This is a genomic window from Nocardiopsis oceani, assembly GCF_054777395.1.
The window spans coordinates 37,846-51,620 of sequence record NZ_BAAHAR010000030.1 but is presented as its reverse complement, the minus strand read 5'-3'; the positions used below and the strand labels follow the sequence as shown (position 1 = coordinate 51,620).

The following is a 13,775-nucleotide window of genomic DNA, read 5'->3' as shown; positions in this document are numbered from 1 at the left end:
TTCTGGCGACCGCGAAAACAGTGTGGATAACCTGGCGGTCCGGCGACCCGGAGGTTCCATGGCCCTGATTCCGCTCCAGTACCGACTCGACGGCCCCAAGCACGCGCCCGTCGTGCTGCTCGTGCCGCAGTTCGGCACGAAGATGTCGGCCTGGGAGCCACAGATGCCCGAACTCACCCGCCACCGCCAGGTGCTGCGGGTCAACCACCGGGGCCACGGGTCCTCCCCGGCGCCCGAAGGGCCCTACTCGATCGAGGAGCTGGCCCTGGACATCCTCGGAATCCTGGAGGATCGGGGCTTCACCCGTGTCTCCGCGGTCGGTTCCGGGTTCGCCGGATCCCTGCTGCTCTGGATCGCCGCCAACTCGCCGCGGACACTGGAGCGGCTGGCGCTGCTGGCGGGTACCCCGCGTACGCCGCACATGCACGGGTGGGACCGGATGGCCGCCCGGGTTCGGGAAACGGGCATGGAGTCGGTGACCGCCGACGTCGTCCTGCCGTGGTTCACCCCGGACCTGACCGGTGGGCGCCCGGAGGTCGCGGCCCGGTTCACCGAGGACTTCGGCGGGATCGACGCGGGCGCGTTCGCGTCGATCTGCGACGCCGTGAGCGGGCTGGACCAGCGCAACCTGGTCTCCGGGATCCGCGTGCCGACCATGGTGGTCTCCGGGGCACACGACCCCCTGCTGCCGCCAGGGCACGGTCGCAGGCTGGCGGACGGGATCTCCGGCTCCCGGTTCGAGGTGGTTCCCGGCGCCGCGCACCTTCTCGGGGTGGAACGCGCCGACCGGGTCAACGAGCTGCTTGTGGAGCATGTGGCCGCTTGAACGGCGCCTGACTGGCTGCCCGGGTGATCGCTGGACCGTGTTGGGGACGACGGGAGTTACACGTCGTCGCGTGCCGGGATCAGCGGGCAGTTGATCTCCAGGAGGTAGCCGTCCGGGTCGCGGAAGTGGGCGGCGCGGATGCCCCAAGCGGTCCAGTCGCGGGGCTCCATCACCTGGCGTGCGCCGTCGGCGACCAGGCCGGCGGCGGCCTCGTCCACGTCATCGACCTCGAAGACGACCGCGAGCCGGTCCTGGTTGGGGAGTTCGGGGTCGGCGGTGTCGGTTTCCAGGGCCTCGGCCATTACCTCGCGCTGATTGATCGCCAGGCGCGTCTGCGAGTGCACGTCGAACTCGGCGTACCGGCTGTTCTCGTCTCCCCACAGGACGGGGAACTTGAGGACGTCGGCGTAGAAGCGGAAGCAGGCCTCGTAGTCGTTGACGAGGAGCCGGATGTAGCTGAAGCGCATGGGAGCCTCCTGCCGTGCGGGGTTGGTCGTCGGCACCATTGTCGCGTCTGAGCGTGGCGGATCAGTGAGTATCCGTACCCGGATGTCACGTGGCCGGATGTGGCCACCTCATTTCTTCTATCCCTCTTGACCTGCGATTCGTGGCCGAAATCCGTGCCTCGGGCTGCACGGGTCGTATTCCCGCGCCTGGTAGTTTTCCTGCTCGCGAATGTAGTACATGTACTATCAAAGGAAGCAGAGCAAGGATCAAACAGAGGAGTGCTGTGACAAGCAGAACGGCACCGAACCAGTCCAGGGCGAGCGCCCCGGCCACCGGAACCCCGGCCGAGACCGTGCTGCGGGCCCGCGACCTGCGCATGAACTACGGCAGTACCGAGGTCCTGAAAGGGGTCGACCTCAGCGCCCGGCGCGGCGAGGTGATCGCCCTCCTCGGGCCCAACGGTGCGGGCAAGACCACCACCATCGAGATCCTCGAGGGCTTCCGCCGCCGCTCGGCCGGAGAGGTCGAGGTCCTCGGCGCCGACCCGGACAGCGCGGACGAGGCGTGGCGCTCCCGACTCGGCGTGGTCCTGCAGTCCTGGCGCGACCACGGCGCCTGGCGGGTACGCGACGTGCTCCACCACTACGGCCGCTTCTACGCGCCCTACTCCGAGCCGTCCCGGTCCCGTCCCCACGACACCGACGAACTCCTGGCCCTGGTCGGCCTCACCGGCCAGGCGAACCAGCGGGTCAAGACCCTCTCCGGGGGGCAGCGCCGCCGCATGGACGTGGCGGTCGGCATCGTCGGCCGCCCCGAGCTCCTCTTCCTCGACGAGCCCACCGCGGGCTTCGACCCGAAGGCCCGCCTGGACTTCCACGACCTGGTGTTCCGCCTCGCCGACGAGGAGGACACCACGATCATGCTCACCACGCACGACCTGGGCGAGGCCGAGAAGCTGGCCGACCGCATCCTCCTGCTGGCCGGGGGCGTGATCGTCGCCGACGGAAGCGCGGACCAGCTGTCCCAGCTGGTGGCCCGGGACAGCGAGGTCACCTGGACGGTTGGTGGCCAGCGCCACGTCCACAGCACCGACAACCCCGCCCGCCACGTCGCGGAGCTGTACGCCGAACACGGGGACGCCGTCACCGACCTGAAGGTCACCCGGCCGTCGCTGGAGGACGTGTACATGGCCATGGTCCAGCGGCACGAGAGCGGTGAGGCCGACGAGGCCGCCGCCGAGTTCGGCAAGGAGATCCGATGAACCCCCAGAGCAACGCGGTCCGCGCCGGGATCTCCCGGAGCTGGATCGAGTTCCGCGCCTCGTTCACCAACCCCCAGGAGGTGGTGGTCGGCTACATGATGATGCCGGCCATTTTCCTAGGGCTGGGCTTGATCACCGGGAGCGGCTCCGACGAGATGGGCGTCGACTTCTCCGCCGCCATCCTGGTCGGCGGCGTCAGCCTGGTGATCGCCATCAACGGCGTCGCCACGGTCGCCCAGGTGCTCGCCACCGAACGCGAGGACGGGACCCTCCTGCGGGCCAAGTCCACCCCGCACGGCATGACCGGCTACGTTGTCGCGAAGGTCGGCCACATCGTGATGATGTCGGCCTTCTCGCTGCTGGTGCTGCTGGTGCCGGCGGTGTTCCTGTTCGACGGCTTCTCGCCCCAGGGGATCTTCGGCGTGGTCACCCTGCTGTGGGTGTGCCTGCTCGGCCTGCTGGCGCTGGCCCCCGTCGGAGCGATCCTCGGTTCGCTGATCACCAACCCCAAGAACGGTGTGGGCCTGGCGATGCTGCCGGTGATCATCCTCTTCATGATCTCCGGGGTGAACATCCCCCTCGAGTTCATGCCCGGCTGGGTGCAGGTGATCGCGTTGATCTTCCCGATCTACTGGGTCGGCCACGGGATGCGCGCGGCGGTCTTCCCACCCGAGGCCACCGACCTCGAGCTCTTCGGGGTCTGGCAGCTGCCGCTGGCAGCGGGGGTGCTGGCCCTGTGGGCCCTGGTCGGGTTCCTCATCGCGCGGCCCTTCCTGCAGCGCATGGCCCGGCGCACGTCGGGTTCCCGGGTCCAGGCCGCCCGAGAGGAAGCGGCGAAGCGTGCCTACTGAGAACAAACAGGGCGGGAACGGCCGCCGCACCAGGGCCGCGGCCAACACGGAGGCGATCTACAACCGGATCGCGATGCTGCGGGCCGAACGGAACGTGTCCCGCCGCCAGCTGGCGGAGGCGCTGGGGGTGCACTACCAGACCGTCGGCTACCTGGAACGGGGCGAGTACAGCCCCAGCCTCCACCTTGCCCTGCGGATCGCGAAGTACTTCGAGGTCCCGGTCGAGGTGGTCTTCTCCACCGAACCCTTCCCCCGGATCGGCCAGTGAGCCCCGGGCGGCCCGTGACCCCCCCACACCATGAGGAGATGACGTGCCCTCCACCGCATCCACCACAGAACTCACCAAGTCTCAGCGGATCCTCCTGGAGAAGATCGAGGACCCGAGCAGGCGCGCCCACTGGGCGCCGCGCTCCCGGCGCCGCCGGGCGGTGGTCGCGCTGGCGGCCATGAGCCTGGTCAGCATCGCGCTCTTCGTCCTCGTGCTGCTCGTGCCCGCCCCCGGCTCCTTCTTCCTGCTCGCCGGGTTCGTCGCGGCCGGGCTGCTGACCATGCCCCTGTCCGCCCGCGTCAGCATCGCCTCCCGATGCACACCCAAGCAGCTCGGCCTGGACGAGTTCCAGCGCGCGGAGATGGACCACGCCTCGCTCCTGGGCCACCGCGTGACCAACGCGGCGCTGCTCGCCCTGCTCGCCGTGACCTCCGGGATCGGCGGCGCGCTCGCGTCCGGGGACTTCTCCGCGTCCGTGGTCCTCGCGGTACTGCTGCCGATGGTGTTCGCCACCACCCTGTGCCACGGTGCCTTCCCCTCCTGCTACCTCGCCTGGACCCGCCCCGACGAGGTCCTCGACGACGTGGACGAGCCCGCCCAGGTCTGAGCGCGCCACCCCACCCACGACTCCGAGAAGGAGCGCCTCGATGAACACACCTGGCGAAGGGCGGGCGGAAGCCCGCCGCCAGAAGCTGCTGACCCAGTTCGAGGACCCGAAGGTCCGCGGCCTGTGGGCCGACCGGTCAGCCCGCCTGCGCCGCTTGTACCTGGTCCTGTTCCTGGTCCTGCTGATCACGGCGGCCCTGACCATGATGGCGCTGGCCCAGAGCACGGTGGTGTTGCTCGGGGCCTGCCTCGTGGTGGTCTTGCTGCTGATTCCGCAGAACCGGGTGCTCCAGGTGCTCGAAGCCGGTTCGAGGACCATGTACGGATACGAGCTGGTGGTGGACGAGCGCCAGCGCACCGAGATCGACGAGGCCCGGAACGTGGGCCATTCGGTCACGACAGCGCTGTTGATCCTGGCGGTGGCGATCACCGGTGCCGCGCACCTCACCAATGCCTACCCCGTGGGCGAGACCAGCGTGCCGGTGGGTGTCTTCCTCCCGGTGGCCTGGGTGGTCCTGGCGCTGCACCGGTCCTTCCCCGTCTTCTACCTCGCCTGGACCCAACCGGGCGAGGTCCCCGACGACGGGGACGAGCCCATCGGACCATAAGCAGGCTTTCCCGCTTGGCAAGCCTTCAGTATCAGGCTCGCGACGACTCGGGTTCAGGGCTCTCTGGTTGACCTGAGTGCGCGGTACAGCGAGATGATCTTGTTTCGGTTGGGTTGACACCTGTGCTCTGGGGTGGCGCGCCGGTGTGGGGCTTGTTGCTGTTGTGGGGTTTCCACGTGGGTGGGGGCTGAGGGTGGCTGGGGTTTGTTGTTGGGTGCGGTGGTTCCCTGCTGGGGTGCAGGCTCCGCACAAGTGCGGGTGGTTTTCCCCGTTTCCTGCCGCTTGATGGTGGCCGTCTCCGCTGCGCGGGTCAAGGTCGTCGCCGTCGAGCGCTTCGCGCGCGAGCGGCGCTCCACCTTGACCCGCTTCGCTGCGACGGCGGGTGGGCGGCTATCAAGAAACGGGGGGCGTGTGGTCGGGGCCTGAAGGGGGCCCTTCGGGCCCCGGGCCTTCGGGCCGGTGGGCCGGGCTTCGCCCGGTCCGGCCGTGGCCGGCCGGATCCCTTCCCATCCGTCTGGTTGTGTCGGTCAGCGCGTCGCAATCCAGTGACCGGTGGGCGACGAAGGACCCGATCAGGCCGGGCGCGTGGCCGAGCGCGTCCCACCGGACTTTCGGTCAGGGGTGGGCCCCCTTTCCAACGACGATCTTGCTCCCAGCTCCACCCTCGACGGCCGAGGGTGGAGCTGGGGGCAAGATCATCGGGGATGAACCGGTTTCGGACGCAACGGATACCCCTACCAGGCCGGTTCCGGACACCGGGGCCGCCCCCCCGGGGGGCGGCCGCTACCCCCGGGTGAGGCACCCGGGGGTAGCGGCCCCCGCCCAGAAGCACCCGGGGCCGGTGAGCCCCCTCCCTGGAGGCAATCTCGGCGCCCACAATGACTCCAGCAGGGGGGCTCACCACGCCCCGCCCCGCACCCGGCCGGGCCACCGGCACCACCCCACCCCGACCGACCCAACACCGAGCCGCCAGACCGGGGGGACGCGCCCAGCCACCCAGGCACCTGTTCGGGCCCTTCGTCGCCCACCGGCCACTGGATTGCGACGCGCCTGCCGACACAACCAGACCCACGGGCAGGAACCCGGCCGGCCACGGCCGGACCGGGCCGCAGGCCCGGGGCAGTTCCCGGCCGAAGGCCGGTCCCGTAGCCACCCCGACCACACGCCCCCCGTTTCCTGACAGCCGCCCACCCGCCGTCGCAGCGAAGCGGGTCAAGGTGGAGCGCCTCCGACAGCGCGCCAGCGCTCGACGGCGACGACCTTGACGCGCGCAGCGGAGACGGCCACCATCAAGCGGCAGGAAACGGGGAAACCCGCACCCAACAACAAACCCCAGCCACCCTCAGCCCCCACCCACGTGGAAACCCCACACCAGCAACAAGCCCCACACCGGCGAGCGACCCCAGAGCACAGGTGTCAACCCAACCGAAACAACATCAGCGGTTGGCCACGGGGTCACCCTGGCGGACGGATTCCCGGTCCGGCCTCCGGTCTAGTACAGGAAGGGGTCGGGTCCCGCCCAGCCGTAGGTGTCGCGTTGGCGGGCTTCGGCCAGCTCGTCCTCGGTGAGGACGCGGGGCTCGCCGATCTGCCGGGCGCGCAGATAGGTGGTGCAGAGCCAGTCGAGCAGCCGGAGGTTCCCCCAGGCGTGCTCCAGGTTCCGGCCCAGGGCGAGGCCGCCGTGGTCGGCCAGCAGGGCGGCGTCCCTACCCTTGAGGGCCTTGACCGCCTGGTCGGCGATGTCGCCCGTGCCGTAGGGCATGTACGGGGTCACGCTGATGGCGCCGCCCAAGCCCGCGGCGCGGTGGTGGATCGGGGGAAGCTCGGGGAGCACCGAGGACACCGCGGTGGTGTCGGTGGTGAACGCGTTGACCAGCGCGAGGGACGCGCGGCCCTGGTCGGCGGCGTGGCGGTGCACGGCCATGTGGAGGGTGGCCTCGGCGGCGGGGTCGCGCCGGCCTTCGAGCATCCGGTCGTCCAGGGACATCACCGGGCAGTCCTGCGGCTGGATCTGGTCCAGCGGTACACCGTGGGGGCTGACGACCACCAGGTCGCCGCTGCGGACGCTGACGGTACCGGCTTCGCCGGGGGCGGTACCCGGGTACTGGGAGATGGCGCGGGCGGTCAGGCAGACATCGCGGCGTTCCTGTTCAAGCAGCATGCGTTCCTCAGCGGGGTGCGCGGGCATCGGTCCGTGGGGGTGCGCCCCCGGGCGTGAGCCGGACGAACCAACTTAGGTACACCTAAATATACGTCAAAGACTCGTTCTGTTGTTCCCCAGGTAAGTGTGTCGTATCGCCCCCGTGAGGGGGCGCGGCATAGGAGTTCTCCGAGGGGCCGGTGACGTGGGCCACTGGTGAGGCGTTCCATAGCGCGGCATTTTTCCTGTTCAGCCGCGCTTGTGGGAGCGTTGGTGTGTATGTGTCCTATGAGACGAGGCTGTAAGTGACTAGCGATCTTCACACGGGATCCGAGAACCGGCCCGACGTAACCCTGCCGTCCGTGCCGTACCTGTCCGAACCCGGCTCGGCCACGGCCACCAGTCTGTACATCGACGGCGAGTGGCGGGCGGCGCAGAACGGAAGGGTCCGGGAGATCCTGGACCCCGCGGACGCCTCCGTCCTGACCATCGTGAGTGAGGGCGGCAAGGCCGACAGTGAGGCCGCCATCGCCGCGGCACGGCGCGCCTTCGACTCCGGCGAGTGGCGCCATACCGCCGCGGACGAGCGCGGCCGTATCCTCGACCGGATCGCCGACCTGCTCCAGCGCGACCGCGAAGAAATCTCGGTCATGGAGTCGCTGGACACCGGCAAGACCATCGAGGAAGGCGGGATCGACGTCGACGACGTCACCAACGTCTTCCGCTACTACGCCGGACTCGCCGACAAGGATGCGGGCCGTCTCGTGTCCGCGCCCGAGGGTGTCCAGAGCAAGGTCGTCTACGAGCCGGTCGGTGTCTGCGGCATGATCACGCCGTGGAACTACCCGCTGCTGCAGCTGGCCTGGAAGATGGCCCCGGCCATCGCGGCCGGCAACACCATGGTGATCAAGCCGAGTGAGATCACCCCGGTGACCACCGCGAAGCTGGTCGAGCTCTCCACCGAGGCGGGTGTCCCGGCGGGCGTGGTCAACATGGTGCTGGGCAGCGGCCCCGACGCGGGCGCGCCCCTTTCCGAGCACCCCGACGTCGACCTGATCTCCTTCACCGGCGGACTGGTGACCGGCAAGCGGATCATGGCCGCGGCCTCCGACACGGTCAAGAAGATCGCGCTCGAGCTGGGCGGCAAGAACCCCAACATCATCTTCCCCGACGTGGACCTGGACACGGCCGTCGACTACGCGCTCAACGCCGGGTTCTTCCACTCCGGCCAGGTGTGTTCGGCGGGTGCGCGGCTCATCGTGCACAACGACATCTACGACGCCTTCACCACCGAGCTCGCCCGTCGCGCCGAGGCCATCCGGATCGGCCGCGGCCAGGACGACGACGTGCGCTGCGGGCCCCTGGTGTCGGCCGAGCACCGCGCCAAGGTCGAGAAGGCGGTGGCACGCGGCGTCGAGGAGGGCGCCCGCATCATCGCGGGCGGCAAGCGCCCCGACGAAGCGGACCTCCGGGACGGCTACTTCTACCGTCCCACCGTGTTCGTGGACTGCGACCGCGCCATGGACATCGTGCAGACCGAGGTGTTCGGCCCGGTCGTGACCGTCGAGCGCTTCGAGACCGAAGCCCAGGCGGTCGAGCTGGGCAACGACACCGACTACGGGCTCTCCGGCGGCGTCTGGACCAACGACACCGCCCGCGGCGAGCGCGTGGCCGCGGGCCTGCGCCACGGCACCGTGTGGGTCAACGACTACGGGCCCTACTTCCCGGGCGCGGAGTGGGGCGGGTTCGGCCGCAGCGGCGTCGGCCGCGAGCTGGGCCTGGCCGGTCTGGACGAGTACCGCGAGGCCAAGCACATCTACCGCAACCTCGCGCCCGAGCCGCAGCGCTGGTTCGGCTGACAGCTTCCGGTCCCGGACACCGTTTCCGGGATCCCGGTCGCCCGGCGGCGCGGGCCGTCCCCGCACCGCCGGGTGTCCTTCCTCCGCAACGGACAACGCACGACACACAACGCAAGAGACACAACACACAGGTCGGATTCCCCCCGGCATCCCCCGAGTAAGCGAAACGAGAGGATTCGGGCCGTGTCCAACAACGAGACCACATATGACTACGTGATCGTCGGCGGCGGTACCGCTGGATCGGTGATCGCCAACCGGCTCACGGAGGACCCCGACACCACCGTCTGCCTGATCGAAGGCGGACCCGACGACCGGGAGCACGAGAACGTGCTCCGGCTCCGCGACTGGTTGAGTGTCCTCGACAGCGACCTCGACTACGGGTACACCACCACCGAGCAGCCCAACGGCAACTCGCACATCCTGCACTCGCGCGCCCGGGTGCTGGGCGGCTGCTCGTCGCACAACACGCTCATCAGCTTCCGGCCGTTCGCCGAGGACCTGGATGGATGGGTCGCAGCGGGCGCCGAGGGCTGGGACAACGCCACCGTGCAGTCCTACGCCGACCGGATCAAGTGCAACATCATCCCGATCGCCGAGAAGGACCGCAACGACATGGTCAAGGACTGGGTGTCCTCGGCCTCCGAAGCGGCGGGCGTCCCGGTCGTCGAGGACTTCAACGCCCTCACCTCGCACGGCGGCGGCTTCGCCGACGGCGCCGGCTTCCTGTCCATCGCCTACGACCCCTACACGGGCCACCGCTCCTCCGCCTCGGTGGCCTACCTGCACCCCGTGATGGACGTGCGGAAGAACCTCACCGTGATGCTGGAGACCTGGGTCGGCCAGGTCCTGTTCGCCGGTGACCGCGCCACGGGCGTGAGCGCCACGACCGCCGACGGCGAGCGGATCACCGTCAACGCCCGCCAGGAGGTCATCCTCGCAGCGGGCGCCGTCGACAGTCCCCGCCTGTTGATGCTGTCCGGCGTCGGCAACGCCGAGGAGCTGGGCGCGCTGGGCATCGAGTCCCGCCACGACCTGCCGGGCGTCGGCGAGAACCTCCAGGACCACCCCGAGTCGATCATCATGTGGGAGACCAACGAGCGGGTCCCCGAAGAGACGGTGATGGACTCCGACGCGGCCCTGTTCGTGCGGCGCGACCAGAGCGACCCGCGCCCGGACCTGATGTTCCACATCTACCAGATCCCCTTCGACGACAACACGAAGCGGCTGGGCTACGACTCGCCCGAGGACGGCTACGCGGTCTGCATGACCCCGAACATCCCGCGGTCCCGCGCGCGCGGCAAGCTCTACCTCACCAGCAGCGACCCCCGGGAGAAGCCCGCCCTGGACTTCCGCTACTTCACCGACCCCGACGGCTACGACGAGAAGACCATCGTGGACGGGCTGAAGATCGCCCGCGAGGTCGCCGCCACCGGGCCGTTCAAGTCGTGGCTCAAGCGCGAGGTCGCCCCGGGGCCGAAGGTGCAGACGGACGAGGAGCTGTCCGAGTACGGACGCCGCGCCGCACACACCGTCTACCACCCGGCCGGCACCTGCAGGATGGGCGCCGCCGCCGACGACGACGCCGTGGTCGACCCCCGGCTCCGTGTGCGAGGCCTGAAGGGCCTGCGCGTGGCTGACGCGTCCGTGTTCCCCACCCTGCCCACACCCAACCCCATGGTGATGGTCCTCGCCCTGGGTGAGCGTGCCGCGGACCTGATCCGCCAGGATCGCGCGGCCGACAAGGAGGAGACCCGATGAGCGCCCAGGCCGCCGAGGCAACCCCGTCCGAGGGCGCCTCTGACGTGACCTTCTCGGTCCGCAACCTGTGGAAGATCTTCGGCAAGAACGCCGACAGCGTCATCGGCACCGAGCTGGAGCGCGCCGACCGGGACCGCATCAAGGCGGAGACCGGCTGCACCGTCGCGGTGCGCGACGTGTCCTTCGACGTCCGTCCAGGCGAGATCTTCGTGGTCATGGGTCTGTCCGGCTCCGGCAAGTCCACACTGATCCGGTGCCTGACCCGGCTGATCGAGCCGACCTCCGGATCGGTCCTGCTGGACGGCGAGGACATCGAGGAGGCCACCGACCAGCGCCTGCGCGAGCTGCGTCGACACAAGATCGCGATGGTCTTCCAGCACTTCGGCCTGCTGCCCAACCGGAAGATCATCGACAACGTCGCCTACGGGCTGGAGGTGCGCGGGATGCCGCGCGCCGAACGCTACGAGCGGGCACGCGAGATGATCGAGATGGTCGGCCTGGCCGGCAACGAGAACGCCCGGCCCGGCGAGCTGTCCGGCGGTATGCAGCAGCGTGTCGGCCTGGCCCGCGCCTTGGCCGTCGACCCGCAGGTCCTGCTGTTCGACGAACCGTTCAGCGCCCTCGACCCCCTGATCCGCCGGGACATGCAGAACGAGGTCGTGCGGCTCCAGAGCGAGCTGAACAAGACGGCGGTGTTCATCACCCACGACCTCCAGGAGGCGCTCAAGCTGGGCGACCGCATCGCCATCATGCGCGACGGCGAGCTCGTCCAGGTCGGCACCCCGGAGGAGGTGGTGGGGCGTCCGGCCAACTCGTACGTCGCCGACTTCACCTCCGACGTCGCCCGCACCACCGTGCTCACCGCGCGGTGGCTGGTCCGCGACGCCTTCCCGGAGGAGCGCACCGACGGCCCCACCACCGAGCCGGGCACGGTCCTGGCCGAGGTCCTGCCGATGCTCGCCGCGAGTACCGCCCCGGTCCGGGTGATGGACGGCGATACCCTCCTCGGCTACGTCGGCCGCGACGACGTGCTGCGCGCCATCGCCGAGGACCAGATGGACGACGCCGGGGCGGTGGCCGCGATCGTGGAGGAGACCGTCGAGGAGATCTCTGACGAGGCCTCCGACCACGGCGGCTCTGCGCCGACCGGAAGCGGAGGGTGACATGGCCACGGTGACCGAACCCGCCGGTTCCACGGGAACCGGCACGGGGGAGCCCGAGGGTTCCGGGGGAACCGGGGGCCTGCTGCGCAGCAGCTGGGTCCAGGCCCTCGTCGTGCTCGCGGTACTGGTCGCGGGCTACTGGGTGTCGCGTGCCTTGGGTAACCCGGCCTGGGCCGGGGGGTTCCCCACCGGCGTCGGCGACAGCTTCATGGCGTGGCTCGACGGGGTGTACGCCTGGATCGTCGAGAACCGCAACGACAGCCCGCTGTTCCTCTACTTCTTCAACTACATCTCGGTGGGGCTGGGATCGGCCGTCGTGCTGATCAACCAGTTCCTCGACGCCCTCACTTGGGTCGGGGTGACCGCCCTCGGCCTGTTCGCCGCATGGCGGATCGCCGGGTGGCGCGTCGCCCTGCTGGTGCTCGCGACCTTCGCGGTGTTCGCGCTCACCGGTCTGTGGAACGAGTCGATGACGACGCTGTCGCTCATCATCACCGCGGTGTTCATGGCCCTGCTGTTCGGTATTCCGCTCGGCATCCTCGCCGGGCGCAGCGACGGGTTCTACCGGGCGATCCGCCCGGTGCTGGACTTCATGCAGATCATGCCGGCCTTCGCCTACCTGCTGCCGTTCGTGCTGCTGTTCGGTATCGGCAACCCGGCATCGGCGGTCGTGACCGCGGTCTACGCGCTCCCGCCGGTCGTGCGGATCACCGCGCTGGGCATCCGGGAAGTGAACAAGGGCGCCATCGAGGCGACGACCTCGCTCGGGTCGACGCCGTGGCAGCTGCTCACCAAGGTGCAGCTGCCGCTGGCCAAGCGCACCATCCTCCTGGGCGTCAACCAGACCATCATGCTCGCGGTCTCCATGGTCGTCATCGCGTCGGTGATCGGCGCCGGCGGTCTCGGTGACGCCATCTTCCAGGCGCTGGCCAAGATCAACGTCGGCCAGGCCTTCCAAGCGGGCCTGGCGATCGTCATGCTGGCGATCGCGATGGACCGGGTGACCGGTGCGGTGGGACACGGTGCCCACACCCCGGACATCCCCGAGCGCTACCGGAAGCCGCTGCTGGGCGGCGGGCTCGCCGGACTGATCCTCATCGTGGCCTTCGCCCGGCTCGCGGACCTGGGCGGTTGGCCGCGCGACCTGTCGTTCCGGGTCGACGAAACCGTGAACGCGGTGAACGACGCGATCGAGTCGGCCATCGGCGGCGCGTCCGAGGCCCTGGGTGAATGGACCCAGGGCAACGTGCTGGGTCCGCTGAACGAGCTGCTCACGGGTTCGCCCTGGTGGCTGGTGGTGCTGGTCGCCGCCGCGCTGGGGTGGATCTTCAGTGGTGCGCGCACCGCCGTGGTCTCCGGTACGGCCTTCGTGGCGATCGGTCTGCTGGGTGTGTGGGACAACGCCATGGACACGCTGTCGCAGGTACTGGTCGCCACCGTGCTCACCATCGCGCTCGGCGTGGTGTTCGGTGTCCTGATGTCGCGCAGCGACCTGTTCGCGGCCGTCCTGCGCCCGGTCCTCGACTTCATGCAGACCCTGCCGCCGTTCGTGTACCTGATCCCGGCGGTGGCGCTGCTCGGCCTGGGTCCCGTTCCGGCACTGGCGGCAGCGATCATCTTCGCGCTGCCCCCGGTGGTCAGGCTGGTCAACGACGGTATCCGCGGGGTACCCGCCGGCACCGTTGAGGCCGCCGTGTCCCAGGGCTCCACGAAGTGGCAGCTCCTCACCAAGGTCGAGCTGCCGATGGCGGCGGGCTCTCTGCGCCTGGCGGTCAACCAGGGCATCATCCTGGTGCTGTCCATGGTGGTCATGGGTGCGCTGGTCGGCGCCGGCGCGCTCGGCAACGACGTGGTTCTCGGTCTCGCCCAGAACGAGCTCGGTCTGGGTCTGGCCTCTGGCCTGGCGATCGTCTTCCTCGGTCTGTTCCTGGACCGGGTGACGCAGGGAAGGAGGGCATCCCGTGCCTAGTCCGACGAGAAAGAACACC

12 protein-coding genes are annotated in these 13,775 nt (G+C 69.6%); 10 read left to right on the top strand and 2 right to left on the bottom strand.

Features of this window, described 5'->3' with window-relative positions; all coding sequences use genetic code 11:
- Positions 1 to 58 precede the first annotated feature (58 nt).
- Positions 59 to 826 carry an alpha/beta fold hydrolase gene (locus tag ACYVDG_RS18950; protein WP_460754495.1) on the top strand — a complete coding sequence of 256 codons (768 nt, stop codon included), beginning with the start codon at positions 59 to 61 and terminating at the stop codon, positions 824 to 826.
- Between the two features lie 56 nt (positions 827 to 882).
- Here the strand turns inward: ACYVDG_RS18950 and ACYVDG_RS18945 are convergent, their stop codons facing one another.
- Complete coding sequence (locus tag ACYVDG_RS18945; RefSeq protein WP_460754490.1) at positions 883 to 1,293, bottom strand: VOC family protein; 411 nt, start codon at positions 1,291 to 1,293, stop codon at positions 883 to 885.
- A gap of 356 nt (positions 1,294 to 1,649) precedes the next feature.
- On the opposite strand from ACYVDG_RS18945, the gene ACYVDG_RS18940 reads away from it, so the two are divergent.
- The 5 genes from ACYVDG_RS18940 to ACYVDG_RS18920 are packed head-to-tail and all read left to right on the top strand — an operon-like array spanning position 1,650 to position 4,867.
- Positions 1,650 to 2,534, top strand: coding sequence for an ABC transporter ATP-binding protein (locus ACYVDG_RS18940; protein WP_460754681.1), 885 nt, complete (start codon positions 1,650 to 1,652; stop codon positions 2,532 to 2,534).
- Positions 2,531 to 3,385, top strand: a complete 855-nt coding sequence (locus tag ACYVDG_RS18935) for an ABC transporter permease (protein ID WP_460754485.1) — start codon at positions 2,531 to 2,533, stop codon at positions 3,383 to 3,385. The genes ACYVDG_RS18940 and ACYVDG_RS18935 overlap by 4 nt, the downstream gene beginning before the upstream one ends.
- On the top strand, positions 3,375 to 3,653 hold the full coding sequence (locus tag ACYVDG_RS18930) for a helix-turn-helix transcriptional regulator (protein WP_460754482.1): 279 nt from the start codon (positions 3,375 to 3,377) through the stop codon (positions 3,651 to 3,653). The genes ACYVDG_RS18935 and ACYVDG_RS18930 overlap by 11 nt, the downstream gene beginning before the upstream one ends.
- A 43-nt stretch (positions 3,654 to 3,696) precedes the next feature.
- The gene (locus ACYVDG_RS18925) at positions 3,697 to 4,260 is read left to right on the top strand and encodes a hypothetical protein (RefSeq protein WP_460754479.1); all 564 of its coding nucleotides are present in this window, start codon (positions 3,697 to 3,699) and stop codon (positions 4,258 to 4,260) included.
- 40 nt (positions 4,261 to 4,300) lie between these two features.
- A complete protein-coding gene (locus ACYVDG_RS18920; protein WP_460754476.1) occupies positions 4,301 to 4,867 on the top strand; it encodes a hypothetical protein in 567 nt (188 codons plus the stop codon).
- A 1,492-nt stretch (positions 4,868 to 6,359) separates the two neighbouring features.
- On the opposite strand, the gene ACYVDG_RS18915 is transcribed toward ACYVDG_RS18920, so the two are convergent.
- Positions 6,360 to 7,028: a class II aldolase/adducin family protein gene (locus ACYVDG_RS18915; protein ID WP_460754471.1), complete on the bottom strand. Its 669-nt coding sequence runs from the start codon at positions 7,026 to 7,028 to the stop codon at positions 6,360 to 6,362.
- A gap of 341 nt (positions 7,029 to 7,369) precedes the next feature.
- On the opposite strand from ACYVDG_RS18915, the gene ACYVDG_RS18910 reads away from it, so the two are divergent.
- From ACYVDG_RS18910 to ACYVDG_RS18895, 4 genes are all read left to right on the top strand, one after another.
- Positions 7,370 to 8,866, top strand: coding sequence for an aldehyde dehydrogenase family protein (locus tag ACYVDG_RS18910; protein ID WP_460754468.1), 1,497 nt, complete (start codon positions 7,370 to 7,372; stop codon positions 8,864 to 8,866).
- Between the two features lie 183 nt (positions 8,867 to 9,049).
- Positions 9,050 to 10,624 carry a GMC family oxidoreductase gene (locus ACYVDG_RS18905; RefSeq protein ID WP_460754465.1) on the top strand — a complete coding sequence of 525 codons (1,575 nt, stop codon included), beginning with the start codon at positions 9,050 to 9,052 and terminating at the stop codon, positions 10,622 to 10,624.
- Positions 10,621 to 11,787 (top strand): quaternary amine ABC transporter ATP-binding protein, encoded by a 1,167-nt coding sequence (locus tag ACYVDG_RS18900; protein WP_460754462.1) that lies wholly within the window; start codon positions 10,621 to 10,623, stop codon positions 11,785 to 11,787. The genes ACYVDG_RS18905 and ACYVDG_RS18900 overlap by 4 nt, the downstream gene beginning before the upstream one ends.
- A 1-nt stretch (position 11,788) precedes the next feature.
- The gene (locus tag ACYVDG_RS18895) at positions 11,789 to 13,756 is read left to right on the top strand and encodes an ABC transporter permease (protein ID WP_460754458.1); all 1,968 of its coding nucleotides are present in this window, start codon (positions 11,789 to 11,791) and stop codon (positions 13,754 to 13,756) included.
- Positions 13,757 to 13,775 lie beyond the last annotated feature (19 nt).